The 24,005-nt window shown below is 62.4% G+C and carries 23 protein-coding genes; 9 read left to right on the top strand and 14 right to left on the bottom strand.

Annotation, left to right across the window (positions count from 1 at the left end):
• Nucleotides 1–46 precede the first annotated feature (46 nt).
• Nucleotides 47–1,666, top strand: coding sequence for an MFS transporter (locus ACF8FG_RS08960; protein ID WP_119713160.1), 1,620 nt, complete (start codon nucleotides 47–49; stop codon nucleotides 1,664–1,666).
• 174 nt (nucleotides 1,667–1,840) lie between these two features.
• On the opposite strand, the gene ACF8FG_RS08965 is transcribed toward ACF8FG_RS08960, so the two are convergent.
• The 4 genes from ACF8FG_RS08965 to glyQ are packed head-to-tail and all read right to left on the bottom strand — an operon-like array spanning nucleotide 1,841 to nucleotide 6,202.
• Nucleotides 1,841–2,626 carry a 1-acyl-sn-glycerol-3-phosphate acyltransferase gene (locus tag ACF8FG_RS08965; protein ID WP_019438060.1) on the bottom strand — a complete coding sequence of 262 codons (786 nt, stop codon included), beginning with the start codon at nucleotides 2,624–2,626 and terminating at the stop codon, nucleotides 1,841–1,843.
• Between the two features lie 46 nt (nucleotides 2,627–2,672).
• Nucleotides 2,673–3,200, bottom strand: coding sequence for a D-glycero-beta-D-manno-heptose 1,7-bisphosphate 7-phosphatase (gene gmhB / locus ACF8FG_RS08970; RefSeq protein ID WP_003253129.1), 528 nt, complete (start codon nucleotides 3,198–3,200; stop codon nucleotides 2,673–2,675).
• 3 nt (nucleotides 3,201–3,203) lie between these two features.
• On the bottom strand, nucleotides 3,204–5,258 hold the full coding sequence (gene glyS, locus ACF8FG_RS08975; RefSeq protein WP_014589212.1) for a glycine--tRNA ligase subunit beta: 2,055 nt from the start codon (nucleotides 5,256–5,258) through the stop codon (nucleotides 3,204–3,206).
• Nucleotides 5,255–6,202, bottom strand: coding sequence for a glycine--tRNA ligase subunit alpha (glyQ, locus tag ACF8FG_RS08980; RefSeq protein WP_003253126.1), 948 nt, complete (start codon nucleotides 6,200–6,202; stop codon nucleotides 5,255–5,257). Before glyQ ends, glyS begins: the two co-directional genes overlap by 4 nt.
• Before the next feature lie 83 nt (nucleotides 6,203–6,285).
• On the opposite strand from glyQ, the gene ACF8FG_RS08985 reads away from it, so the two are divergent.
• Together ACF8FG_RS08985 and ACF8FG_RS08990 are read left to right on the top strand one after the other, a co-directional pair.
• Nucleotides 6,286–6,837 (top strand): DNA-3-methyladenine glycosylase I, encoded by a 552-nt coding sequence (locus tag ACF8FG_RS08985; protein WP_019438059.1) that lies wholly within the window; start codon nucleotides 6,286–6,288, stop codon nucleotides 6,835–6,837.
• Nucleotides 6,838–6,878: 41 nt separating this feature from the next.
• Nucleotides 6,879–7,766, top strand: a complete 888-nt coding sequence (locus ACF8FG_RS08990; RefSeq protein WP_003253121.1) for a lysophospholipid acyltransferase — start codon at nucleotides 6,879–6,881, stop codon at nucleotides 7,764–7,766.
• Nucleotides 7,767–7,864: 98 nt separating this feature from the next.
• Here the strand turns inward: ACF8FG_RS08990 and ACF8FG_RS08995 are convergent, their stop codons facing one another.
• The 5 genes from ACF8FG_RS08995 to def are packed head-to-tail and all read right to left on the bottom strand — an operon-like array spanning nucleotide 7,865 to nucleotide 12,394.
• Nucleotides 7,865–8,179, bottom strand: a complete 315-nt coding sequence (locus tag ACF8FG_RS08995; RefSeq protein WP_014589214.1) for a tetratricopeptide repeat protein — start codon at nucleotides 8,177–8,179, stop codon at nucleotides 7,865–7,867.
• Nucleotides 8,180–8,190: 11 nt separating this feature from the next.
• Nucleotides 8,191–9,564, bottom strand: a complete 1,374-nt coding sequence (trkA, locus tag ACF8FG_RS09000; protein WP_003253117.1) for a Trk system potassium transporter TrkA — start codon at nucleotides 9,562–9,564, stop codon at nucleotides 8,191–8,193.
• Between the two features lie 23 nt (nucleotides 9,565–9,587).
• A complete protein-coding gene (rsmB, locus tag ACF8FG_RS09005) occupies nucleotides 9,588–10,898 on the bottom strand; it encodes a 16S rRNA (cytosine(967)-C(5))-methyltransferase RsmB (protein ID WP_003253115.1) in 1,311 nt (436 codons plus the stop codon).
• Nucleotides 10,895–11,827, bottom strand: a complete 933-nt coding sequence (gene fmt / locus ACF8FG_RS09010) for a methionyl-tRNA formyltransferase (protein ID WP_318077343.1) — start codon at nucleotides 11,825–11,827, stop codon at nucleotides 10,895–10,897. Before fmt ends, rsmB begins: the two co-directional genes overlap by 4 nt.
• A 60-nt stretch (nucleotides 11,828–11,887) precedes the next feature.
• The gene (gene def, locus ACF8FG_RS09015) at nucleotides 11,888–12,394 is read right to left on the bottom strand and encodes a peptide deformylase (RefSeq protein ID WP_003253111.1); all 507 of its coding nucleotides are present in this window, start codon (nucleotides 12,392–12,394) and stop codon (nucleotides 11,888–11,890) included.
• A 206-nt stretch (nucleotides 12,395–12,600) separates the two neighbouring features.
• On the opposite strand from def, the gene dprA reads away from it, so the two are divergent.
• The 3 genes from dprA (at nucleotide 12,601) to ACF8FG_RS09030 (ending at nucleotide 15,063) form a co-directional block, all read left to right on the top strand.
• A complete protein-coding gene (gene dprA, locus ACF8FG_RS09020) occupies nucleotides 12,601–13,698 on the top strand; it encodes a DNA-processing protein DprA (protein WP_070383324.1) in 1,098 nt (365 codons plus the stop codon).
• Between the two features lie 42 nt (nucleotides 13,699–13,740).
• The gene (locus ACF8FG_RS09025) at nucleotides 13,741–14,298 is read left to right on the top strand and encodes an L-threonylcarbamoyladenylate synthase (RefSeq protein ID WP_014589218.1); all 558 of its coding nucleotides are present in this window, start codon (nucleotides 13,741–13,743) and stop codon (nucleotides 14,296–14,298) included.
• 447 nt (nucleotides 14,299–14,745) lie between these two features.
• Entirely contained in the window at nucleotides 14,746–15,063 is a 318-nt protein-coding gene (locus ACF8FG_RS09030) for a hypothetical protein (protein WP_020192348.1), read from the top strand.
• Nucleotides 15,064–15,190: 127 nt separating this feature from the next.
• Here ACF8FG_RS09030 and ACF8FG_RS09035 read toward each other — a convergent pair whose 3' ends face one another.
• Nucleotides 15,191–16,168 carry an NADPH:quinone reductase gene (locus ACF8FG_RS09035; protein ID WP_318077344.1) on the bottom strand — a complete coding sequence of 326 codons (978 nt, stop codon included), beginning with the start codon at nucleotides 16,166–16,168 and terminating at the stop codon, nucleotides 15,191–15,193.
• A gap of 134 nt (nucleotides 16,169–16,302) precedes the next feature.
• Here ACF8FG_RS09035 and hemF point away from each other — a divergent pair, with 134 nt between their 5' ends.
• The gene (gene hemF, locus ACF8FG_RS09040) at nucleotides 16,303–17,214 is read left to right on the top strand and encodes an oxygen-dependent coproporphyrinogen oxidase (protein ID WP_318077345.1); all 912 of its coding nucleotides are present in this window, start codon (nucleotides 16,303–16,305) and stop codon (nucleotides 17,212–17,214) included.
• A gap of 24 nt (nucleotides 17,215–17,238) precedes the next feature.
• Entirely contained in the window at nucleotides 17,239–18,063 is an 825-nt protein-coding gene (gene aroE, locus ACF8FG_RS09045; RefSeq protein WP_274081530.1) for a shikimate dehydrogenase, read from the top strand.
• 38 nt (nucleotides 18,064–18,101) lie between these two features.
• On the opposite strand, the gene ACF8FG_RS09050 is transcribed toward aroE, so the two are convergent.
• From ACF8FG_RS09050 to betC, 3 genes are all read right to left on the bottom strand, one after another.
• Nucleotides 18,102–19,667: a SulP family inorganic anion transporter gene (locus ACF8FG_RS09050; RefSeq protein WP_014589223.1), complete on the bottom strand. Its 1,566-nt coding sequence runs from the start codon at nucleotides 19,665–19,667 to the stop codon at nucleotides 18,102–18,104.
• A 144-nt stretch (nucleotides 19,668–19,811) separates the two neighbouring features.
• Entirely contained in the window at nucleotides 19,812–20,735 is a 924-nt protein-coding gene (choX, locus tag ACF8FG_RS09055) for a choline ABC transporter substrate-binding protein (protein WP_019436835.1), read from the bottom strand.
• Nucleotides 20,736–20,749: 14 nt separating this feature from the next.
• A complete protein-coding gene (betC, locus tag ACF8FG_RS09060; protein WP_019436836.1) occupies nucleotides 20,750–22,267 on the bottom strand; it encodes a choline-sulfatase in 1,518 nt (505 codons plus the stop codon).
• 108 nt (nucleotides 22,268–22,375) lie between these two features.
• On the opposite strand from betC, the gene ACF8FG_RS09065 reads away from it, so the two are divergent.
• Entirely contained in the window at nucleotides 22,376–23,275 is a 900-nt protein-coding gene (locus ACF8FG_RS09065; protein ID WP_014589226.1) for a choline sulfate utilization transcriptional regulator, read from the top strand.
• Nucleotides 23,276–23,386: 111 nt separating this feature from the next.
• Here ACF8FG_RS09065 and ACF8FG_RS09070 read toward each other — a convergent pair whose 3' ends face one another.
• Nucleotides 23,387–24,004, bottom strand: coding sequence for an NAD(P)-dependent oxidoreductase (locus ACF8FG_RS09070; protein WP_014589227.1), 618 nt, complete (start codon nucleotides 24,002–24,004; stop codon nucleotides 23,387–23,389).
• Nucleotide 24,005: the final 1 nt, after the last annotated feature.

A 24,005-nucleotide genomic window follows, 5' to 3' on the forward strand; every position in this document is an offset into this window, starting at 1 on the left:
AACAACAAGAATAATCACTGTGGCCTAAGGGCCGAGGACAGCAACGATGTCGGATTACATCCAAGAGCAGGGTGCGGCGGCCAGCAGCTCCAGCCGCCGTGAAGAACGCAAGATCATTTTCGCGTCATCCCTCGGGACGGTTTTCGAGTGGTATGACTTTTTTCTCTATGGTGCGCTGGCAGCGGTCATCAGCAAGCAGTTCTTCGCTGGCGTGAACGATACCACCGCTTTCATCTTCGCCCTGATGGCCTTTGCTGCGGGCTTTCTGGTGCGGCCGTTTGGCGCGCTGGTGTTCGGCCGCCTGGGTGACATGATCGGGCGCAAGTACACCTTCCTGGTCACCATCGTGTTGATGGGCCTGTCCACTTTCGCTGTGGGGTTGTTGCCCACCTACGCCAGCATCGGCATCGCCGCACCGATCATCCTGGTGATCCTGCGCATGCTTCAGGGGCTGGCGCTGGGCGGTGAGTATGGCGGTGCAGCCACTTACGTGGCCGAGCATGCGCCGCCCGGCAAGCGTGGCTTACACACTGGTTTCATCCAGTCCACCGCAACGCTGGGCCTGTTGTTGTCGCTCTTGGTGGTGCTGGGTAGCCGGTATGTCAGTGGCGACCAGTTCGAAACCTGGGGCTGGCGCTTGCCGTTCCTGCTGTCGATCGTGCTGCTGGCGATCTCCACCTGGATTCGCATGAGCATGCACGAGTCGCCGGCCTTTGTGAAAATGAAGGCTCAGGGCAAGGTCAGCAAGTCGCCCATCCGTGAGTCATTCACCTCCTGGCCAAACCTGAAAGTGGTGCTTACCGCCCTGTTCAGCATCAACGCGGGGCAGGCTGTGACCTTCTACACGGCGCAGTTCTACGTTCTGTTCTTCATGACCCAGATGCTGAAAATGGACTCGGCTCAGGCCAACACCCTGCTCATCATCAGCGTTGTGATTGGCGCGCCGTTCTTCGTGTTCTTCGGCTGGTTGTCCGACCGTATCGGCCGCAAGCCGATCCTGATGCTCGGCCTGTTGCTGGCCACGGTACTGTACTTCCCACTGTTCAAGGCGCTGAGCCACTACGCCAACCCGCAGATCGACGCTGCCAGCCGTCAGGCGCCGATTGTGGTCACCGCCGACCCGCAAGGCTGCACATTCCAGTTCGACCCAGTGGGCAAGGCTCGTTTTGACAGCCCGTGCGACAAGGTCAAGACCTTCCTGGTTAAGCAGGGCCTGCCGTACAGCTCGGTAAGCGTGGCCGGCAGTGAAGTGGTGGTGAACATCGGTGACAAGACCATCAACGGCTTTGACGAAACCGCCATGCGTGCTGCAATCGAGCAGGCTGGTTACCCGGCCAAGGCGGAGCCTGCGCAGGTCAACCAGGTAATGGTGGTGGTACTGATCGTGGCGATGATCCTGATCGCGACCATGACCTATGGTCCGTTGGCGGCGGTGATGGTCGAGCTGTTCCCGACCCGCATCCGCTACACCTCGATGTCGCTGCCCTACCACATTGGCAATGGCTGGTTTGGTGGTTTCCTGCCTACCGTATCGTTTGCGCTGGTGGTCTATACCGGGGATATCTTCTACGGGCTGTGGTACCCGGTGCTGGTGACCGGGATCAGCCTGGTGGTTGGGATCTTCTGTCTGAGAGAAACCAAGGATGTAGATATCGACAAAGTCTGATGTCCACATGCCATAAAAAAACCGGCTGTAAAAGCCGGTTTTTTTATACCTCAAAAAAACTTATGCACGATTTTCAGAAAAAATTCATACAAAGAAATAACTAGAAAATTCATACACTTAGCTATCAATTCAAGCATTTAATCCAAAAACTGCACACAAGTTATCCACAGAAGGTCAAGCCATCTGCTCCTGAGGTTTTTCCGCAGCTGGCGGCAGCGATCCCATGGCCCGCTGGGTCGCTTCGTTCCAAGCTGCAGCGCGGTCGTTGAGTTCGGCGATGGCACGTGGCCCAGTGCCGTTGGCGTACATCGGCTCACCAATTACCACTTCGATTGTACCGGCGCGCTTGCCCCAACCCGTCTTGGGCCAGAACTTGCCAGCGTTGTGGGCAATCGGCAGCACCGGCAGCCCGGCATTCACGGCCAGGGCGGTACCGCCGCGGGAGAACTTGCCGAGGGTGCCGAACGGTACACGGGTGCCTTCTGGGAAAATCAGCACCCACGTCTTCTGCTTGAGCAGTTCGTCACCCTTGCTCGCCACCTGGCGCAACGCTTCCTTGGGGTTGTCGCGGTTGATCGCGATGGGCCGCAGCATGGCCATGGCCCAGCCGAAGAACGGTACATACAGCAGCTCGCGCTTGAGCACCTGGCTAAGCGGCGAGAAGTACTGGGACAGGAAGAAGGTTTCCCAGGTGCTCTGGTGATTGGACAAAATCACGCAAGGCTCAGCTGGCACGTTCTCGGCGCCAGTGATCTTGTAGTCGATGCCCAAGATGGTGCGCACCAGAAACAGCGCGCAGCGGCACCAGTACACATTGATGAACTTGTAGCGCTTGGGGAACGACAGGAACGGCGCGACGAAGAAGCTCAGCGAGCACCACAGCAGCGAACTGGTGCCCAGCAGCAGGTAAAAAAGAAAGATTCTGATCGCCTGCAGGATCGACATAGTGGCTTGTACCATTGCGGGGCATGCCCGCCTGAGAAAAATGCGCCAGAAGGCGCACTGTTTAAATTAGTTCTCTGGCGATAGCTGCCAGATCGTCGAAAATCAGTGTAGTTTCCGGGACGCCTTTTTCCAGGGTCCGCTCGCCCTTGCCGGTCTTCACCAGCACGGGTTGTGCACCGACGGCCAGGGCGGCCTCCAGGTCACCTTTGCTGTCGCCGACGAACCAGACGCCTTCAAGGCCGATCTGGTAATGCTCGGCGATCGCCCGCAGCATGCCGGGCTTGGGCTTGCGGCAATCGCACCCCTCGTCCGGCCCATGCGGGCAATACACGATGTGGCCCACCTCGCCGCCCTGCTCGGCCACCAGCGCGCGCAGACGCGCGTGCATGGCCTCAAGGGTTGCCAGCGGGTAGTAGCCACGGGCAATGCCGGACTGGTTGGTGGCCACGGCCACCGTCCAGCCCGCCTTGCTCAACTGCGCGATCGCATCGACCGAACCTGGGATCGGCACCCATTCTTCCAGCGTCTTGATGTACGCATCGGAGTCGTAGTTGATCACCCCGTCACGGTCGAGAATCAGCAGTTTCAAGGCTTACCCCAGCAGCGAAATGTCAGCCACGCCCAGGAACAGGCCGCGCAGGCGGCTGAGCAGGGCATAACGGTTGGCACGTACCTTGGCGTCTTCGGCGTTGACCATGACCGCCTCGAAGAAGGCATCGACCGGGTCACGCAGGGCCGCCAGGCGGGCCAGCGATTCGCTGTACTGACGTGCCGCAGCCATCGGTTGCACGGCCTGGTCGGCCTGCTGGATGGCCGAGTACAGGGAGAACTCGTTGGCATTGTCGAAGTACTTCGGCTCGACCTGCTCGGCGATGGCACCTTCGGCCTTGCTCAGCAGGTTCGACACGCGCTTGTTCACCGCGGCCAGGGCCTCGGCTTCCGGCAGTTTGCGGAACGCCTGCACGGCTTGTACGCGCTGGTCGAAGTCCAGGGCGGAGCCTGGCTGCAGTGCGCGTACCGACAGGTACGTGGCGACGTCGATGCCTTCGTCTTCGTAACGCGCGCGCAGGCGGTCGAAAATGAACTCCAGTACTTGTTCGGCCAGGCCGGGGGCCTTGACCTTGGCGCCGAACTGCTTGACCGCAAACTCGACCGCACCGGTCAGGTCCAGGTCCAGTTGCTTCTCGATCAGGATACGCAGCACGCCCAGAGCAGCACGGCGCAGGGCGTACGGGTCCTTGCTGCCGGTAGGCAGCATGCCGATGCCAAAGATGCCCACCAGGGTGTCGAGCTTGTCGGCGATGGCCACGGCAGCACCGGTCAGGGTCTGCGGCAGCTCGGCGCCTGCACCGCGCGGCATGTACTGCTCGTTCAGGGCCAGGGCTACGTCTTCCGGCTCACCGTCGTTGAGCGCGTAGTAGTAACCGGCAACACCCTGCATTTCAGGGAATTCGCCGACCATCTCAGTGGCCAGGTCGCACTTCGACAGCAGGCCGGCACGGCCAGCGCGCTGGGCGTCGCCGCCGATCAGCGGAGCAATGAAGGCGGCCAGCCTGGAAACACGTTCAGCCTTGTCGTACACGGTGCCGAGCTGAGCCTGGAACACCACGTTCTTGAGACGTTCGTTGAAGGTTTCCAGTGGCTGCTTCTTGTCCTGCTTGAAGAAGAACTCGGCGTCGGTCAGGCGCGGGCGCACGACTTTTTCGTTGCCTTGCACGATCTGCTTCGGGTCGCGGCTTTCGACGTTGGCCACGGTAATGAAGCGCGGCAGCAGCTTGCCTTCGTTGTCCAGCAGGCAGAAGTACTTCTGGTTGTCCTGCATGGTGGTGATCAGGGCTTCTTGCGGTACCTCGAGGAAACGCTCCTCGAACGAGCACACCAGCGGCACCGGCCACTCGACCAGTGCGGTCACTTCGTCCAGCAGCGCCGGTGGCACGATGGCCGTGCCTTCCTGCTGCATGGCCAGCTCTGCGGTACGCTTGCTGATCAGCTCGCGGCGCTCGGCGAAGTCGGCCAGGACGTAGGCCTTGCGCAGGTCTTCGACGTAGTTGGCCGGGGTGGTGATGAGCACGTTTTCCGGATGGTGGAAGCGGTGGCCACGGGATTCACGCCCGGCCTTCTGCGACAGGATGGTGCAGTCGACCACCTGATCGCCCAGCAGCATCACCAGCCATTGGGTCGGGCGTACGAACTCTTCACGGCTGGCCGCCCAGCGCATGCGCTTGGGAATCGGCAGGTCGTTCAGCGAATCTTCGACGATGGTCGGCAGCAGCCCAACGGTAGCCTTGCCCGGGATGTGCTGGGAGAAGCGCAGCTTGGGGCCGCTCTGGTCGATCTCGGCCAGTTCCACACCGCACTTCTTGGCGAAGCCCAGCGCAGCCTGGGTCGGCTCGCCTTCGGCGTTGAAGGCAGCCTGCAGGGGCGGGCCGTCGATGTTGATGCTGCGGTCAGGCTGCTGCACGTCCAGCTGGCGAATCAGCACGGCCAGACGACGCGGCGCGGCGTACACCTGCTTGCCGGTGTAATTCAGGCCAGCAGCCTGCAGGCCTTTTTCGATACCGGCCAGGAAGGCGTCGCCAAGGCTGGCGAGGGCCTTGGGTGGCAGCTCTTCGGTGCCCAGTTCTACCAGGAAATCTTGAGCACTCATTGTGCAGCCTCCAGCTTAGCCAACACTTCGTCACGCAGTTCAGGGGTGGCCATCGGGAAGCCCAGGCGTGCGCGGGCTTGCAGATAGCTTTGCGCCACGTCCCGGGCCAGGGTACGTACACGCAGGATGTAACGCTGGCGCTCGGTTACCGAGATGGCGCGGCGGGCGTCCAGCAGGTTGAAGGTGTGCGAGGCCTTCAGGACCATTTCATAGGTCGGCAGCGGCAGCTCCAGCTTGATCAGGCGGTTGGCTTCGCTTTCGTAGAAATCGAACAGTTCGAACAGTTTGTCGACGTTGGCATGTTCAAAGTTGTAGGTCGACTGCTCCACCTCGTTCTGGTGGAACACGTCGCCATAGGTGACCTTGCCGAACGGGCCGTCGGCCCACACCAGGTCGTACACCGAATCGACGCCCTGGATGTACATGGCCAGGCGCTCCAGGCCGTAGGTGATTTCACCGGTGACCGGGTAGCACTCGATGCCGCCGACTTGTTGGAAGTAGGTGAACTGGGTGACTTCCATGCCGTTGAGCCAGATTTCCCAGCCCAGACCCCAGGCGCCGAGGGTCGGCGATTCCCAGTTGTCTTCGACGAAACGAATGTCGTGCACCAGCGGATCCAGACCGATGGCTTTCAGCGAGCCGAGGTACAGCTCCTGGAAGTTGGCCGGGTTCGGTTTGAGCACCACCTGGAACTGGTAGTAGTGCTGCAGGCGGTTGGGGTTTTCGCCATACCGCCCGTCGGCAGGACGACGGCTAGGCTGCACATAGGCGGCGTTCCAGGTTTCTGGACCCACGGCGCGCAGGAATGTAGCGGTGTGGAAAGTGCCGGCGCCTACTTCCATATCGTAGGGCTGAAGTACCACACAACCTTGAGCTGCCCAGTAGTTCTGCAGGGCGAGGATCAGGTCTTGGAAGGTACGCACGGCTGGCGTAGGCTGGCTCACGAAATTCACCTGTATCTGGGGATGCGGATGTAAAGAGCGGGAGTATAACCTGATTCGCCTCGCCCTCTACTCATTGGAGCCTTATGCCACGCTGCTTTTGGTGTACCGACGATCCGTTGTACCAGGCCTACCACGACCAGGAATGGGGAATGCCACAGCGCGACCCGGCGTTGCTCTTCGAGATGCTTTTGCTCGAAGGGTTCCAGGCGGGGCTTTCGTGGATTACCGTTTTGCGCAAACGCGAGCGTTATCGTCAGGTGATGTACGGCTTCGACCCGGTAAAGCTGGCGGCCATGAGCGACGAACGCATCGAAGAATTGATGCAGGATGCAGGCATCATCCGCAATCGCCTCAAGCTCAAGGCTGCACGGCGCAATGCCCAGGCCTGGCTGGCTGTGGATAACCCTGCCGAATGGCTGTGGTCGTTCATCGGCGGCTCGCCGAAGATCAACCACTTCAAGCAGCGCAGCGATGTGCCGGCGGTCACCGATGAAGCCAAGGCAATGAGCAAGGCCCTGCAGAAAGCTGGCTTCACGTTCGTCGGTCCGACCATCTGCTACGCCTTCATGCAGGCCACCGGCATGGTCATGGACCACACCACCGACTGCGATCGCTACGCCGCCTTGTTGCGCTGAGGGGTTACAATGCGCGCCTTGCTGAAATAAGGAATTCGCCTGTGGAAAAGTTCAAGGGCGCCCTGATGGTCGGGGTGCTGCGCCTGTTTGCCAAGCTGCCCTGGGGCGCTGTGCAGCGTGTCGGCGCCGGTATTGGCTGGCTGATGTGGAAAATCCCCAACAGTTCGCGCAACGTGGTACGGATCAACCTGGCCAAATGCTTCCCGGAGATGGACCCGGTTGCCCGTGAGCAACTGGTGGGCCAGGCGCTGCGGGATATCGGTAAATCCTTTGTCGAAAGTGCCTGTGCCTGGATCTGGCCGCCGCAACGCTCGCTGGAGCTGGTCAAGGAAGTGCATGGCCTGGAAGTGCTGGAGCAGGCCCTGGCCTCGGGTAAAGGCGTGGTCGGCATCACCAGCCACCTGGGCAACTGGGAAGTGCTGAACCACTTCTACTGCAACCAGTGCAAACCGATCATCTTCTACCGCCCGCCGAAGCTGAAGGCGGTGGATGACCTGCTGCGCGAGCAGCGCGTGCAGATGGGCAATCGCGTGGCACCGTCGACCAAGGAAGGCATCCTCAGCGTGATCAAGGAAGTGCGCCGTGGTGGCCAGGTGGGTATTCCTGCCGACCCGGAGCCGGCGGAATCGGCGGGCGTGTTCGTGCCGTTCCTCGGCACCCAGGCGCTGACCAGCAAGTTCGTGCCGAACATGCTGGCCGGTGGCAAGGCGGTAGGTGTGTTCCTGCATGCGCTGCGGTTGCCGGATGGCTCGGGCTTCAAGGTGTTCCTCGAAGCTGCGCCGGAAGAGATGTACAGCACCGATGTGAATGTGTCGGCGGCGGCGATGAGCAAAGTGGTCGAGCGTTATGTACGCGAGTACCCGAGCCAGTACATGTGGAGCATGAAGCGCTTCAAGAAGCGCCCGGCTGGCGAGCCGCGCTGGTATTAAGCCATTCATCGCCCTCTGGTAGGAGCGGGTTTACCCGCGAATGCGATGTTGGATTCACCGACGCATTCGCGGGTAAACCCGCTCCTACAGGGGCCGCGTCAACCCGCTGCTTTGTTGAGCTTCTTCAGGAATACGGTCATCTCTTTCTCGGCTTGCTTGTCGCCATGGGCCTGCGCCGCCACGATCCCGTCTTCCCACGCCTTGCGCGCCGCCGCCAGGTCACCCTGCAACTGATAGGCCTTGCCCAGAAGCTTCCACGCTGCCGAGTATTTCGGATCCTGCTCTACACAGCGCGCCAGGTGTACCGCCGCTTCAGCGCCGTTGCCTTCATCCAGCCAAGCCTTGCCCAGACCAAACCTCAGCAGTGGGTTATCCACACCCTTGGCCAGCATCTTCTCCAGCGACTCGCGCATGCCCTCTTCTCCTAGAAGAAACTCAAGCCGACGTGGAATAGCTTCTCCACATCACGAATGTGCTTTTTATCCACAACGAACAGGATTACATGGTCACCCGATTCGATCACGGTGTCGTCGTGGGCAATCATCACCTCTTCGTCACGGATGATCGCGCCGATGGTGGTTCCCGGTGGCAGGGCAATGTTCTCGATCGCCTTGCCGACCACCTTGCTCGACTTCGAATCGCCATGTGCCACCGCCTCGATCGCTTCGGCCGCACCGCGGCGCAGCGAGTGCACGCTGACAATGTCGCCCCGGCGCACGTGCGCCAGCAGGGTGCCGATGGTGGCGAGCTGCGGGCTGATGGCAATGTCGATATCGCCGCCCTGCACCAGGTCGACATAAGCCGGGTTGTTGATGATGGTCATCACCTTGCCTGCGCCCAGGCGCTTGGCCAGCAAGGACGACATGATGTTGGCTTCGTCATCGTTGGTCAGGGCCAGGAAAATATCGGCGTCGGCGATGTTCTCTTCGAGCATCAGGTCTTTGTCCGAGGCGCTGCCCTGCAGCACCACAGTGCTTTCGAGGGTATCGGAGAGGTGCCGGCAACGCGCCGGGCTCATCTCGATGATCTTCACCTGATATCGGCTTTCGATGGCCTCCGCCAGGCGCTCGCCGATCTGCCCGCCGCCGGCGATGACAATGCGTTTATTGGTTTCGTCGATGCGGCGCAGTTCGCCCATCACCGCACGGATATCCTTCTTCGCGGCAATGAAGAACACCTCGTCGTCGGCTTCGATCACCGTGTCGCCACGCGGGGTGATCGGCCGGTCACGGCGGAAGATGGCCGCCACGCGGGTGTCGACGTTGGGCATGTGCGCGCGGATCTGGCGCAATTGCTGGCCGACCAGCGGGCCGCCATAGTAGGCCTTCACTGCCACGAGCTGGGCCTTGCCCTCGGCGAAATCGATCACCTGCAGCGAGCCTGGGTGTTCGATCAGGCGCTTGATGTAATTGGTCACCACCTGCTCGGGGCTGATCAGAACGTCGACCGGGATATGGTCGTTGTCGAACAGCTCTTCGCGGGTCAGGTAGGACGATTCGCGCACCCGTGCAATCTTGGTCGGGGTATGGAACAGCGAATAGGCCACCTGGCAGGCAACCATGTTGGTCTCGTCACTGTTGGTTACCGCCACCAGCATGTCGGCGTCGTCGGCACCGGCCTGACGCAGTACCGTCGGCAGTGAGCCACGGCCCTGGACGGTGCGGATGTCCAGGCGGTCGCCGAGGTCGCGCAGGCGGTCGCCGTCGGTGTCGACCACGGTAATGTCGTTGGCTTCGCTGGCCAGGTGTTCAGCCAGCGTACCGCCTACCTGCCCTGCGCCGAGGATGATGATCTTCATGCGCTACTCCCTATCCTTTGTTCTTATCCGCGCGAGGCGGCGATCTTGATCAGCTTGGCATAGTAGAAACCGTCGTGGCCGCCTTCCTGGGCCAGCAACTGACGGCCGTGGGGCTGGCGCAGGCCGGCTTCGGTCGCCAGGTCCAGCTCACGGGCGCCCGGGGTGCGGGCGAGGAAGGCTTTGATCACTTCAGTGTTTTCGGTTGGCAAGCTGGAGCAGGTGGCGTATAGCAGCATGCCGCCCACTTCCAAGGTCGGCCACAGGGCATCGAGCAACTCGCCTTGCAGCGTGGCCAAAGCCGGGATGTCATCGGCTTGGCGGGTCAGCTTGATGTCCGGGTGGCGGCGAATCACGCCGGTGGCCGAGCACGGCGCGTCGAGCAGAATGCGCTGGAATGGCTTGCCGTCCCACCAGCTGGCAGTGTCGCGGGCATCGCAGGCGATCAGCTCGGCGTCCAGCTGCAGGCGGTCGAGGTTTTCTCGCACGCGGGTCAGGCGCTTGGCTTCGAGGTCGATGGCCACCATGTGGGCCAGGCCAGCCTCGGCCTCCAGCAGGTGGCAGGTTTTGCCGCCCGGTGCGCAGCAAGCATCGAGCACGCGTTGGCCGGGGGCCAGTTCCAGCAGGTCGGCAGATAGCTGCGCAGCTTCGTCCTGCACGCTCACCCAGCCTTCGGCGAAGCCTGGCAGGCCGCGCACGTCGCAGGCTTCGGCCAGCACGATGCCATCCCGGCTGTACTGGCATGCGCTGGCGCCAATGCCGGCTTCGGCCAGCAGTGCCAGGTAGGCATCGCGGCTATGGTGACGGCGGTTGACCCGCAGAATCATCGGAGGGTGGGCATTGTTGGCGGCGCAGATGGCTTCCCACTGCTCTGGCCAGAAGGCTTTCAGCGCCTTCTGCAGCCAGCGCGGGTGGGCGGTACGCACCACCGGGTCGCGCTCCATGCCGGCGAGCAGTTCCTCGCCTTCGCGCTGGGCACGGCGCAGTACGGCATTGAGCAGGCCCTTGGCCCACGGCTTCTTCAGTTTGTCGGCACAGCCCACGGTCTCGCCGATGGCGGCATGTGCCGGAATGCGGGTGTAGAACAGCTGGTACAGGCCGACCAGCAGCAGCGCCTGAACATCGGCATCGGCTGCCTTGAAGGGCTTTTGCAGCAGCTGTGCGGCCAGCAGGTCGAGGCGTGGCTGCCAACGTGCGGTGCCGAACGCCAGGTCCTGGGTCAGGCCGCGGTCGCGTTCATCTACCTTGTCCAGTTGCGCCGGCAGCGAGCTGTTCAGCGAAGCCTTGCCGCTGAGCACAGCGGCCAGCGCACGGGCGGCGGCGAGGCGTGGGTTCATTGGCCCAGCACCTTGCCAGCGGCGAACTTCTCGCGGCGGCTGTTGAACAGGTCACTGAAGCTCAATGCCTTGCCGCCAGGCAGTTGCAGGCGGGTCAGGCTCAGGGCTTGGTCACCACACGCAACTACGAGGCCGTCCTTGCTGGCGGAAAGTATCTCGCCCGGGGCGCCTTGGTCTGTGGACAGGTTGGCGGCCAGCACCTTGACGCTTTCACCGTCCAGCATGCTGTGGCACACCGGCCATGGGTTGAAGGCGCGGATCAGGCGTTCCAGCTCGACGGCCGGGCGGGTCCAGTCGATACGCGCTTCGTCCTTGTTCAGTTTGTGCGCGTAGGTGGCCAGGGCATCGTCCTGTATTTCGCCTTGCAGCGAACCGTCAGCCAGGCCGGCGATGGCCCGAACGACTGCGGGCGGGCCCATTTTGGCCAGGCGATCGTGCAAGGTGCCGCCGGTGTCGTCGGCGCTGATCGGGGTGACTACCTTGAGCAGCATCGGGCCGGTGTCCAGACCTGCTTCCATGCGCATGACGGTCACGCCGCTTTCGGCGTCGCCAGCTTCCACGGCGCGCTGGATCGGCGCGGCACCGCGCCAGCGTGGCAGCAGGGAGGCGTGGCTGTTGATGCAGCCCAGGCTCGGGATATCCAGCACCACTTGCGGCAGGATCAGGCCGTAGGCGACTACTACCATCAGGTCCGGCTTCAGTGCGGCCAGTTCGGCCTGGGCATCGGCGTTGCGCAGGGTCTGCGGCTGGAACACCGGGATGTCATGGGCCACGGCCAGTGCCTTGACCGCACTTGGCATCAGCTTCTGGCCACGGCCGGCAGGGCGGTCGGGCTGGGTGTAGGCGGCCACGATCTCGTAGGGGCTGTCGAGCAGGGCCTTGAGGTGTTCGGCGGCAAACTCTGGAGTGCCTGCAAAGACGATGCGCATGGAGTTCTCGCTTCAAAAAAGAAAAAGGCTTGCCGGAGCAAGCCTTCAGGAAGGTGGGGATCAGGCTTGCTGGCGGTGCTGCTTTTCCAGCTTCTTCTTGATCCGGTCGCGCTTGAGCTGCGACAGGTAGTCGACGAACAGCTTGCCGTTGAGGTGATCGAATTCGTGCTGGACGCACACCGCCAGCAGGCCTTCGCATTCCAGTTCGAACGGCTTGCCGTCGCGGTCCTGGGCCTTGACCCGGACACGCAGCGGGCGGTCGACGTTCTCGTAGAAGCCCGGTACCGACAGGCAGCCTTCCTGGTACTGGCCCATGTCATGGGTCAGCTCTTCGACCGACGGGTTGATGAAGACGCGCGGTTCGCTGCGGTCTTCGCTGAGGTCCATGACCACAACCTGCTTGTGCACGTTCACCTGGGTAGCGGCCAGGCCGATGCCAGGGGCTTCGTACATGGTTTCAAACATGTCGTCGATCAGCTGACGCAGGGCGTCGTCGAACTCCGTCACCGGTTTGGCGAGGGTGCGCAGGCGCGGGTCCGGGAATTCGAGAATGTTCAAGATGGCCATAAGGTCAGGCAGTCACTGTGCGTTCGGTTGAAAACTGAGCACACATAATAAAGGGAAACGGGGATTTCGGCACCTGGCAAGCTCGTCTAGGGTGACTATGGGCTTGATAGCCCCCAATCAATGGACAGCTTTTCAAAGTGTTACTCACAGAGTTATCCACAGTTTGTACCACGTAAATGGCCCTGTTTCGATCAAGGATGATCTCAATGCCCAGTCACCATTCGTCGCCCTGCCCGCCTGCCGAACTGGAGGCACGCTTACGCCTGCATCGCCTCCCCGAGGCTGGACTGCGACGCTTTCGAACGTTGCTCGAAGCCTTCGGCAGTGCCTCCTCCGCGCTCAGTGCTCCCGCTTCGGCCTGGCGAGCGTTGGGCATCCCCCAAGCCACCATCGATGCCCGGCGCAGTGCCGAGGTACGCGATGGCGCACTGGCCGCAATGGCTTGGCTGGAGCGCCCTGGCCAGCATTTGCTGATGTGGGACGGCCCAGACTACCCAGCCTTGCTGGCAGAAATCGACGATGCCCCGCCGCTGCTTTTTGTCGCTGGCGAACCTGCCTTGCTCGATCGTCCTCAGCTGGCGATCGTGGGCAGCAGACGTGCCACACCCCCGGCGCTCGACACCGCCCGGGCATTTTCCCGCTACCTCGCGCAGGCTGGTTTCACCATTACCAGCGGGCTGGCGGTGGGTGTCGACGGTGCCGCTCATCGGGCCGCGTTGCAGGCTGGCGGCGGCACGATTGCCGTGCTCGGTACGGGGTTGCAAAAACTTTATCCACAGCGCCATCGGGACCTTGCGCAGGCGATGATCGACAACGGCAGCGCGCTGGTTTCCGAGTATCCCCTGGATGCCGGGCCGCTGCCCGGCAACTTCCCCCGGCGCAACCGCATCATCAGTGGGCTGTCGCTCGGTGTGCTGGTGGTCGAGGCGAGCCTCGCCAGCGGCTCGCTGATCACGGCGCGTCTGGCGGCGGAACAAGGCCGCGAGGTGTACGCCATTCCGGGCTCCATTCATCACCCAGGGGCCAAGGGCTGTCACCAGCTGATTCGTGATGGGGCGCTGCTGGTGGAAACGGTGGAGCAGATCCTGGAAAGCTTGCAGGGTTGGCAGAACCTGCCGCCTGCGGTTATGGACAGATTCGACCACCCCCTGCTCGCCCTTCTGCATGCCGCACCCCAGACCAGTGAAAGCCTGGCCCACTGCAGCGAGCAGCCGCTGGCCGACGTGCTGGCGCAGTTGACCGAGCTGGAGCTGGAAGGCCGGGTCAGCAATGAAGCCGGGCGTTGGTTTGCCCGCGCGGGCTAAGTACACTGCGCACAAGCAAGGTATTCAGGCGGAGAAACAGCAATGGTGAGCAGTTTTCGTGTGCAACAAGCCGCACGTGAGATCCGGGCGGGCGCGGTGATCGCCTACCCGACGGAAGCGGTCTGGGGCCTGGGCTGCGACCCATGGAACGAGGACGCGGTGTATCGCCTGCTGGCGCTGAAGTCGCGCCCTGTGGATAAAGGGCTGATTCTGGTCGCTGACAATATCCGTCAGTTCGACTTCCTGTTCGAGGACTTCCCCGAGGACTGGATCGACCGTATGGGCAGCACCTGGCCGGGGCCGAACACCTGGCTGGTGCCGCACCAGGACCTGTTGCCCGAGTGGGTGACTGGGCAGCATGACACGGTGGCGCTGCGGGTCAGTGATCACCCGGTGGTGCGTGAACTGTGCGCGCTGGTGGGGCCGCTGATTTCCACCTCGTGCAACCCCGGCGGGCGCCCGGCGGCGAAGACCCGGTTGCGGGTGGAGCAATACTTCCACGGCCAGTTGGACCTGGTGCTTGGCGGCGCGCTGGGGGGGCGGAAAAACCCGAGTGTGATTCGCGACCTGGCAACCGGCGAAGTCGTTCGCCCGGGTTGATACCTATCCACAGGCCTGGCTCGGGACTCGGGCCCCTGTGGGAGCGGGCGCGCCCGCGAAGAATACAACCCGGTGCCTGGCACGGGCTTCGCCCGTGTTCGCGGGCATGCCCGCTCCCACAGGTTCGGGCCTAGCCAGCGGAGATTTTTCTGATTTTGTCTCGAATGGTTGTCCGGTTTGAGGATTGGGAAATATCCTACGACCCGCGTCTCCTTCCATCACCTTCTAAGTGGGAACCTCTGCCTCTAGGCTCTATCCGTCGCCGAATAACTTGGCGATCGGGTGTGGTAGCCCGGATGCATTTTTTCCATGACAGTCTATGGTGGCTGTGCGTGGGAGGCTTTCGAGCCTGCCTGGATTGGAAAATGCCCGGGTCTACCACCTCGCGTACAGTCGCCACCCATTCACGTGGTAGTGAAGGTTGGCGGCCTTGAGGAGCATTTTCCAATGATGAAGAAAATAGTCCCCGATCCACCTCTCCCATGCACCTCCACCCGTCCCTTCGGCCGCTGCGATGCCGGCCACGATCCACTCTTCACCGTCAACCCAAACATTTCTGCCGAGGACGCTCTGGTCCACGTAGCCCTGTACCTGCGCAGCGCTTACGAAACCGGCTACAAAGCTTTGGACTACATGCGTGAAGAAGGCCGTGGCATGTTCTGGTCGAACCTGCATGCGATTGAAATGGCAGAGGGTGTGATCGAGGCGATACTCGATGGCATCGAGTCGACTCCACCGCCGACAAACCGACCCTCACAGGCATAGCGAAGCTATCGAGGCCGACGCAGTACCTGTGGGAGCGGGCTTGCCCGCGAACACCGGCAAAGCCGGTGCCATCCATCGCGGTGGCTTCTTCGCGGGTAAACCCGCTCCTACAGGGAATGTGTGTGGCTCAGGGGGTTAGTACAGTCGATCCTACAGTCCGCCGCGCCGACAGCTCTGCCTGCGCCTTGGCCGCCTCGCTCAGTGGATACCGCTGCTGGATATCCACAACCAGCTTCCCGCTCGCAATCATCGCAAACAGGTCATCGGCCATGGCCTGGGTGTTCTCGGCATTGTTGGCATAGGTGGCCAAGGTCGGCCGGGTGACATACAGCGAGCCCTTCTGCGCCAGGATCCCCAGGTTCACCCCGCTCACCGCACCGGAAGCGTTGCCAAAGCTCACCATCAACCCACGCGGGCGCAGGCAGTCCAGCGAGGTCAGCCAGGTGTCGGCACCCACGCCGTCATACACCACCGGGCATTTCTTGCCGTCGGTCAGCTCCAGTACGCGCTTGACCACATCTTCACGGCTGTAGTCGATGGTCGCCCAAGCCCCCAGCGCCTTGGCCCGCTCTGCCTTCTCGGCAGAGCTCACGGTGCCGATCAGCTTGGCGCCCAGGGCCTTGGCCCACTGGCAAGCCAGCGACCCTACACCACCGGCTGCGGCATGGAACAGGATCACATCACCCGCCTTCACCTCATAGGTCTGCTTCAACAGGTACTGTACGGTCAAACCCTTGAGCATCACCGCTGCCGCCTGCTCGAAGCTGATGGTGTCCGGCAGCTTGACCAGGTTGGCTTCCGGTAGCGTATGCACCTCGCTGTAGGCGCCCAGCGGGCCGCCGGCATGTGCCACACGGTCTCCTACCTTCAGCCGGGACACGCCTTCGCCCACGGCCTCTACCACACCTGCCGCTTCGGTACCCAGGCCAGAAGGCAGGGACGGCGGCGCATACAGCCCGCTTCGGAAGTAGGTATCGATGAAGTTCAGGCCGATCGCATGGTTACGCACACGCACCTGCTGTGGCCCAGGCGGGGTGGGTTCGAATTCCACAAACTGCAGCACTTCCGGGCCGCCATGCTGGCTGAACTGGATACGCTTGGCCATCTCGCACTCCTGTAGTCGGGATCGGGAAAGGCCTTCTATCGGACGCCTTTGCTTGGTCGTCGTCAACTGCGGCGCGCGCGCTGGCGGTGGTATGCTACGCGGCGAATTCTTCCCTGCCCGTTCCTGGTGACCCGATGACTAGCCGCACCGAGGCCGTGAAAGCCTACCTGCTCGACCTGCAAGACCGCATCTGCTCTGCCCTCGAAACAGAAGACGGCGGTGCCCGCTTCGTCGAGGACGCCTGGGTGCGCGAAGCCGGTGGCGGGGGCCGCACGCGGGTTATCGGTGAGGGCAAAGTGATCGAAAAAGGCGGGGTCAACTTCTCCCATGTGTTTGGTAGCGGCCTGCCGCCGTCGGCCAGTGCCCACCGTCCCGAACTGGCAGGCCGTGGCTTCGAAGCCTTGGGCGTGTCGCTGGTGATACACCCGCACAACCCGCATGTGCCCACTTCCCACGCCAACGTTCGCTTCTTCATCGCCGAGAAGGAAGGTGAAGAGGCCGTATGGTGGTTTGGCGGCGGCTTTGACCTGACGCCATACTATGGCAACGAAGAAGACTGCATTCATTGGCACCGGGTGGCCGAGCAGGCCTGCGCGCCGTTTGGCGCTGACGTATACCCACGCTATAAAGCCTGGTGTGATCGCTATTTCCACCTCAAGCACCGTGGTGAGCCACGTGGTATCGGCGGCTTGTTCTTCGATGACCTGAACGAGTGGGACTTCGACACTTGCTTCGCCTTCATCCGCGCCATTGGCGATGCCTTCGTCGACGCCTACCTGCCAATCGTCCAGCGCCGCAAGAACACGCCCTACACCCCGCAGCAGCGCGAGTTCCAGGAATACCGCCGTGGCCGGTACGTGGAGTTCAACCTGGTCTATGACCGCGGCACCCTGTTTGGCCTGCAGTCCGGTGGCCGCACCGAATCCATCCTCATGTCGCTGCCACCGCAGGTGCGTTGGGGTTATGACTGGAAGGCCGAGCCCGGCAGTGAAGAAGCGCGCCTGACAGAGTACTTCCTGCAAGACCGCGACTGGCTCTGCCAGTAGCCTGTGGATAAACAAGGAGCCGTCATGGACCAGTACGTCGTTTTTGGTAACCCCATCGGCCACAGCAAGTCGCCGCTGATCCACCGCCTGTTCGCCGAGCAGACCGGTCAGGACCTGGAATATGCCACGCTGCTGGCGCCGTTGGACGAGTTCAGCGACTGCGCGCGCGGCTTCTTCAAGCAGGGCAGTGGCGGTAATGTCACCGTGCCGTTCAAGGAAGAGGCCTATCGCCTGTGCGACAGCCTGACCCCGCGTGCCCAGCGCGCTGGCGCAGTGAACACGCTGAGCAAGCTGGCTGATGGCACCCTGCAGGGCGACAACACCGACGGCGCTGGCCTGGTGCGCGACCTGACGGTGAATGCCGGGGTCGAGCTGGCGGGCAAGCGCATTCTCATCCTCGGTGCCGGTGGCGCCGTGCGCGGCGTGCTGGAGCCTATTCTGGCGCACAAGCCGCAGTCGCTGGTGATTGCCAACCGTACCGTGGAAAAGGCCGAGCAGCTGGCGCGCGAGTTCGATGAACTGGGGCCGGTGGTGGCCAGCGGATTTGCCTGGTTGCAGGAACCTGTGGATGTGATCATCAACGCCACCTCGGCGAGCCTGGCCGGGGAATTGCCACCGATTGCCGACAGCTTGGTCGAGGCGGGTCGTACGGTTTGCTACGACATGATGTATGGCAAGGAGCCGACGCCGTTTTGCCAGTGGGCTACCAAGCTGGGGGCTGCCAAGGTGCTGGATGGGTTGGGGATGCTGGCTGAGCAGGCGGCTGAGGCCTTCTTTATCTGGCGTGGCGTGAGGCCGGATACGGCGCCGGTGTTGGCTGAACTACGCCGGCAGCTTGCTCGGGGCTGAGATTGCCGGGGCTGCAAAGCAGCCCCAGAATCCCAACCTCATTCCTCAAACCGGATCGGGCACAACTCCACCCCTTCCAGCTTCTGCAATTCCTCGATCACTTGGGGCCTGGCCCGGTGCAGTGTCAAGCTCCCGCCCAAGCGCCGCAACCGCCGCGCCTCGCGGTGCAACATGTCCACACCCGAGTAATCGATGAAATTCACCTGCCGGGCATCGATCACTACATGCGGCCCTTGGCAGCGCTGCAAGCGCACTTGCAGGTAATGGGCCGCACCAAAGAAAATCGACCCACCAACCCGCAATACATCCGCGTCCCCTTCACGGCTTTGTTGGATCCGTGGTCGTGAGGTGCGCTTCAGATAGAAGAACAGCGAAGCCAGCACTCCGGCATAAATGGCCGTCTGCAGCTCCAGTAGCAATGTTGCTGCAGTCGTCAGCGCCATCACCAGAAACTCCGAGCGGCTGACCCGGAACAATGCACGGATCCCTCGGTGGTCCACCAACCCCCAGCAGATCAGCAGAATGCTGCCGGCCATGGCCGGTATCGGCAGGTGCGCGATCAGGCCGGCACCGCTAACCGCGAACAACGCCACCCACAGCGCCGAAAACACCCCGGCCATGGGCGAGCGGGCGCCCGCCTCGTAGCTCAGGCCCGAGCGGGTGAAGGAACCGGCAGACAGGTATCCAGAGAAAAATGCACCGGCAATGTTCGACAGGCCCTGTGCGCGTATTTCCTGGTCCGGGTTGATCAGTTGTTCTGAACGTGCCGATAACGAGCGGGCAATCGACAGGCTGGTGACCAACCCCAGCATGCCTACCGCCACGGCGCTGGGCAGCAGATGCAGCATCAGCTCCACGTCCAGCAAAGGCAGCGGGCTGAAAGGCGGGAGTTGCCCGGTGAACGCTGCCACCCGCGGCACATGGCCAAAGAAGCCCGGCAACAGCCAGGCCAGCAAGCTGACCAGGATCAGGCTTATCAACAGGCTCGGCCAGCGTGGGCGCCAGAGTTTGAAGGCCACGCCGATCACTACGGTGGCCAGGCCCAGCAGCAGGGAAGGCAGGTCGACCTCGCCTGCATGGCTGGCCAGGTCCTGCACGGTTTTCAGCGCTGTGGACTGGCTGGGCAGGGCCATGCCCAGCAGGTTGGGTAGCTGGCCCAAGGCAATGACGATGGCGGCACCCAGCGTGAAGCCGAGCACCACGGAATGGGAGACGAAGTTGACCAGCGCGCCGAAGCGCAAAAGCCCGAGCAGCAGCTGGAAAATGCCGCCGAGGAAGGTCAGCAGCAACACCAGCGTGATGTAGTCAGCGCTGCCGGCCACGGCCAGCGGGCTGATGCTGGCGTAGAGCACGATGGAAATGGCAGCGGTCGGGCCGCAGATCAGGTACCAGGATGAACCCCACAGGCAGGCGATCAGTACCGGCACGATGGCGGCGTAAAGCCCGTATTCGGCGGGCAGGCCGGCGATCAGGGCGTAGGCGATGGATTGCGGCAGGGCGAGGATGGCGCCGCTCAGGCCTACCAGCAGGTCCTGGCGCAGGCTGCGGCCCGATTGGCGGGGAAGCCAGGTGAGGAAGGGCAGCAGTAAAGAGAGGCGATGCATGGGTTATCCACAATCCTTAAGGGGTCGCCAAGCCCTGTGGGAGCGGGCATGCCCGCGAAAAAGCCAACGCGTTGCTTGGCACCGGCTTTGCCGGTGTTCGCGGGCGCGCCCGCTCCCACAGGGTTGGTGTGTTGCTTTGTGAGATTACAGTTTGGCTTTGACGGCCTCCAGGGCATCCCCATCGGCCTTGGTGGTAACCCCGGCCAACCACTCGTCCAACCGTTCAGGATGCGCTTTCACCCAGGCCTTGGCCGCTTCATCGAAGCTGATCTTCTTGTCTACCACCTCTGCCATGATGCTGTTTTCCATGTCCAGTGTGAACTTGAGGTTACCCAGCAGCTTCGCCGCATTCGGGCAGGCTTGTGGATAACCCTTGCGGGTCAGCGTGTATACCTCGCCCTTGCTGCCGAACCATTTTTCCCCACCGGTCAGGTAATGCATTTTCAGTTTCACGTTCATCGGGTGCGGGGTCCAGCCAAGGAAGGTGATGAATTGCTGCTTCTTCACCGCCCGGTCGACCTGGGCCAGCATCGCCTGCTCGCTGGACTCAACCAGCTTCCACTGGCCGAGGTTGAATTCATTCTTGTCGATGATTGCCTTGAGCGACAGGTTGGCCGGGGCGCCGGAGCCGATTCCGTACAGTTTTTTGTCGAACTGCCCGGCGTGTTTCTGAAGGTCAGCGAAGTCCTTCACCCCGGCATTCCACACATAGTCGGGCACTGCGAGGGTGAATTCGGTTCCCTCCAGGTTGCGCGACAGCTGCTGCACATCGCCGTTGGCGATGAACTTGTCATGGAAGCCTTGATGTGCGGGCATCCAGTTGCCGAGGAAGGCGTCGACCTGGCCGTCCTTGAGGCCACCGTAGATGATCGGTACGGCCAGGCTGTCGATCTTCACCTGGTAACCCAGGCTTTCCAGTAACAGACGGGCCACGGCATTGGTCGAGGCAATATCACTCCAGCCGGGGTCGGCCATTTTCACGGTACTGCATTGCGCATCGCTGTCTGCGGCGTGGGCCGTGGTGGTGCTCAGGGCCAGGACGAACACGGCGGCGGAGAACTTGTGCATGGCGGCCTCTCTTCTCAATCCAGGGGGGCGGGCTGTGGATAACGTGCCTTGCGCTCGAGGTCATCGAGATCGATGTGGTTGCGCATGTACTGTTGGCTGGCGTCCACCAGTGGTTGGTGATCCCAGCTTTTCAGCTTGCCGATGGCCAGCGCTTCGGCCACCAGTCGGCGGCGGCGCTGGCTGGCCAGCACCTGCTGGCGCAGGCTGGGGATGTCCCAGCGCTGTTGCGCTTCATCGACAAATGCCTGCAGCAGCACCTGGTGGTCCGGGCTGTCGGTGAGGTTCTCCCGCTCGTGCGGGTCGCGGCTCAGGTCATAGAGTAGGCATGGGTCGTCTTCGCTGTACACGAACTTGTAGGGCCCGCGACGGATCATCATCAGCGGGCCGACGGTGCCTTCGGCCATATACTCGCCGATCACCTCGTCGTGACCGCCCTGCCCTTGCAGGTGGCCCAGCAGTGAGCGGCCGTCCAGCTGCAGGTCTTTATCCACAGCGCCGCCAGCCAGTTCGACCAAGGTTGGCAACAGGTCGCAGGTCGACACCGAGGCAGTGACCCGGCCCGCTGCGAAGCGCTTCGGCGCATGGATCAGCAGCGGCACCCGCGCCGACATTTCGAACCAGTGCATTTTGTACCAGAGGCCACGCTCGCCAAGCATGTCGCCGTGGTCGCCGGAAAACACGATCAGTGTGTCATCGGCCAGGTTGCATTCCTCCAGGGTCTGCAGCAATTGGCCGATGTTGTCATCGATATAGCTGCACGCGCCGAAGTAGGCGCGGCGGGCGTCGCGGACCTTATCCACAGGCAGTGGCTTGTTCCACAGGTCGTAGACCTTCAGCAGGCGCTGCGAATGCGGGTCGAGTGCTGCCTGGCCGAACTCGGCACGGGGCATGGGGATATCCACACCTTCGTAGCGGTCCCAGTAGCGTTTGGCAATGGTGTAGGGGTCGTGCGGGTGCGTCATCGAAACGGTCAGGCAAAATGGCCGGCCATCGTTTTCGCGCACATGGTCGTACAGGTACTGGCGCGCCTTGAACACTACCTCCTCGTCGAAATCCAGCTGATTGGTGCGCACGCACGGACCGGCCTGCAGCACCGAGGACATGTTGTGGTACCAGCTTGGACGCACATCGGGTTCGTCCCAGTTCACCGCCCAACCGTAGTCGGCCGGGTAGATGTCGCTGGTCAGGCGTTCTTCATAGCCGTGCAACTGGTCCGGGCCGCAGAAGTGCATCTTGCCCGACAGCGCGGTGCGGTAGCCCAGGCGACGCAGGTAATGGGCGTAGGTCGGCACATCGGCAGGGAAGTCGGCCGCGTTGTCGTAGGCGCCAATGCGGCTGGGCAACTGACCGCTGACCAGGGTGAAGCGTGATGGCGCGCACAGTGGGCTGTTGCAGTAGGCCGAGTCGAACACCACGGCTTGCTCGGCCAGGCGGCCGAGGTGCGGCATCTTGATGGGCGAAGGGCCGTAGATCGGCAGCAAGGGCGCGGCCATCTGGTCGGCCATGATGAACAGGATATTCGGACGCGTCATGGTGGCTCCCATCGTTGAGGGTTATGCGAACTGCTTGCCTACCAAGATGCGACTGTGGATAACATGGGTAAAGCCCATGGCGGGCAATGACTGGGATTAGCCAAGCTTATGTTTGAGCACCTTGCCGGGTTGTCGCTGGATACCTTGCGCGTATTCGAGGCTGCTGCGCGCCTGCGTGGCTTTACCGCTGCGGCGCTGGAGTTGGGTACCACGCAGCCGGCAGTGAGCCAGCAGGTGAAGCGCCTGGAGGCACAGTTGGGCACGCGCCTGTTTGACCGCATTTACCGGGGCATCGAGCTGACCGAGGCTGGCCAGGTGCTGTTCGAACAGGTGCATCAGGGGCTGCAGGCCATGGATGACGGTATTGCCCAGTCCGGCGGGCGCGGCCAGCGAGAAGTGCTGCAGGTCGCCACCGACTTTGCCTTTGCGGCGTTCTGGCTGATGCCAAGGCTGCAGCGCTTTCATGAGGCTTATCCACAGGTGGATGTGAGCCTGGTGACGGGTGAGCGCAGCCAGGGCATGTTGCGCCCGGACATCGATGTGGCGGTGCTGTTTGGCGATGGACGCTTTCACCAAGGAGAAAGCCGCTGGCTATTCGATGAGGAAGTGTTCCCGGTGTGCAGCCCGCATCTGATTCATGGCAAAGCCTTGTCAGCTGTGGCTTTGCAACGATTGCCGCTGCTGCATTTGAAGGGCGAGCAGGCCAGCCGCTGGTTTGACTGGGCGGGGGTATTTCGTGGGTTTGGTGTGGACAGCCCACCGCCGGCGGGGCAGCTGAGGTTTGATAACTATACCTTGCTGATTCAAGCAGCGATTGCCGGGCAAGGGGTGGCGATTGGTTGGGCGCACCTGGTGGATGGATTGGTGGAGCAAGGGTTGCTGTGTCGGCCGCTGGAGGGGAGTTTGCGCTCGGAACGCGGCTATTACGCAGTTTTGCCACCGCGCAAGCGGCGGGGAGCGTTGATCGAGCGGTTCGTGGATTGGTTGGAGCAGGAGCGCAGCCTTTGAGATTTTGGGGCCCATCGCGACACAAGGCCGCTCCCAGAAAGACACTGCACACGCCGGCCCATGTGGGAGCGGCCTTGCGTCGCGATGGGCTGCGCAGCAGCTCCCGGCAATCTAGACCACGAAGTTCAGGTGCTCGCCCCGGTGCAAGTCCAGCTCCAGCATGTCCACCATCCCCGCTGCTATCCTGGCCAAGCGCCGCAACGGCTCAGCCAGCCCAGGCTCCAGCGTGCCTTCGGTACTGCGAAAATGCTCCATGCTCAACCCGGCCAGTTCCTGCGGTGCATTGATCAGCGTCCAGTGCAAGGCACTGCGCTGCAACCCATCAACCACCTGGGCCACGCATTCCCGTTCCACCTCGCTGTACTTGCCCGGCTCATCCAGCACATCGAAATCGCCCACAAGCAGCAGCCGGCGTATAGTCGTACGCGCAAGCCCCGCCACCAGCGCCTCGCTCAAGCGTGCCTGCCCCGGCAGGTCACCCGGCGCCAGCGCTGGTAACAGGGCGATCACCGCGGAGCCGCCCGCTGCGCCCTGCTCCGCCTGGTGGGCATCACCCAGCCCCCCTATCTTGAAGTGCAGGCCCGGGCGCGGCGAATGGCGGTTGAGGTCGTCGACCACGGCGGTGACTTCGTGCTGGCGCGACAGCAGCTCGACCATCAGGGCATTGCCCAGGCTGCTTTCAGGCCCGAACAGGACCAGTTTGAACACTGGGGTTTCGGCGTTTTTCACT

Origin of the sequence: Pseudomonas sp. YQ_6 (genome assembly GCF_043103245.1) — a bacterium.
Classification (GTDB): Bacteria; Pseudomonadota; Gammaproteobacteria; order Pseudomonadales; family Pseudomonadaceae; genus Aquipseudomonas; species Aquipseudomonas alloputida.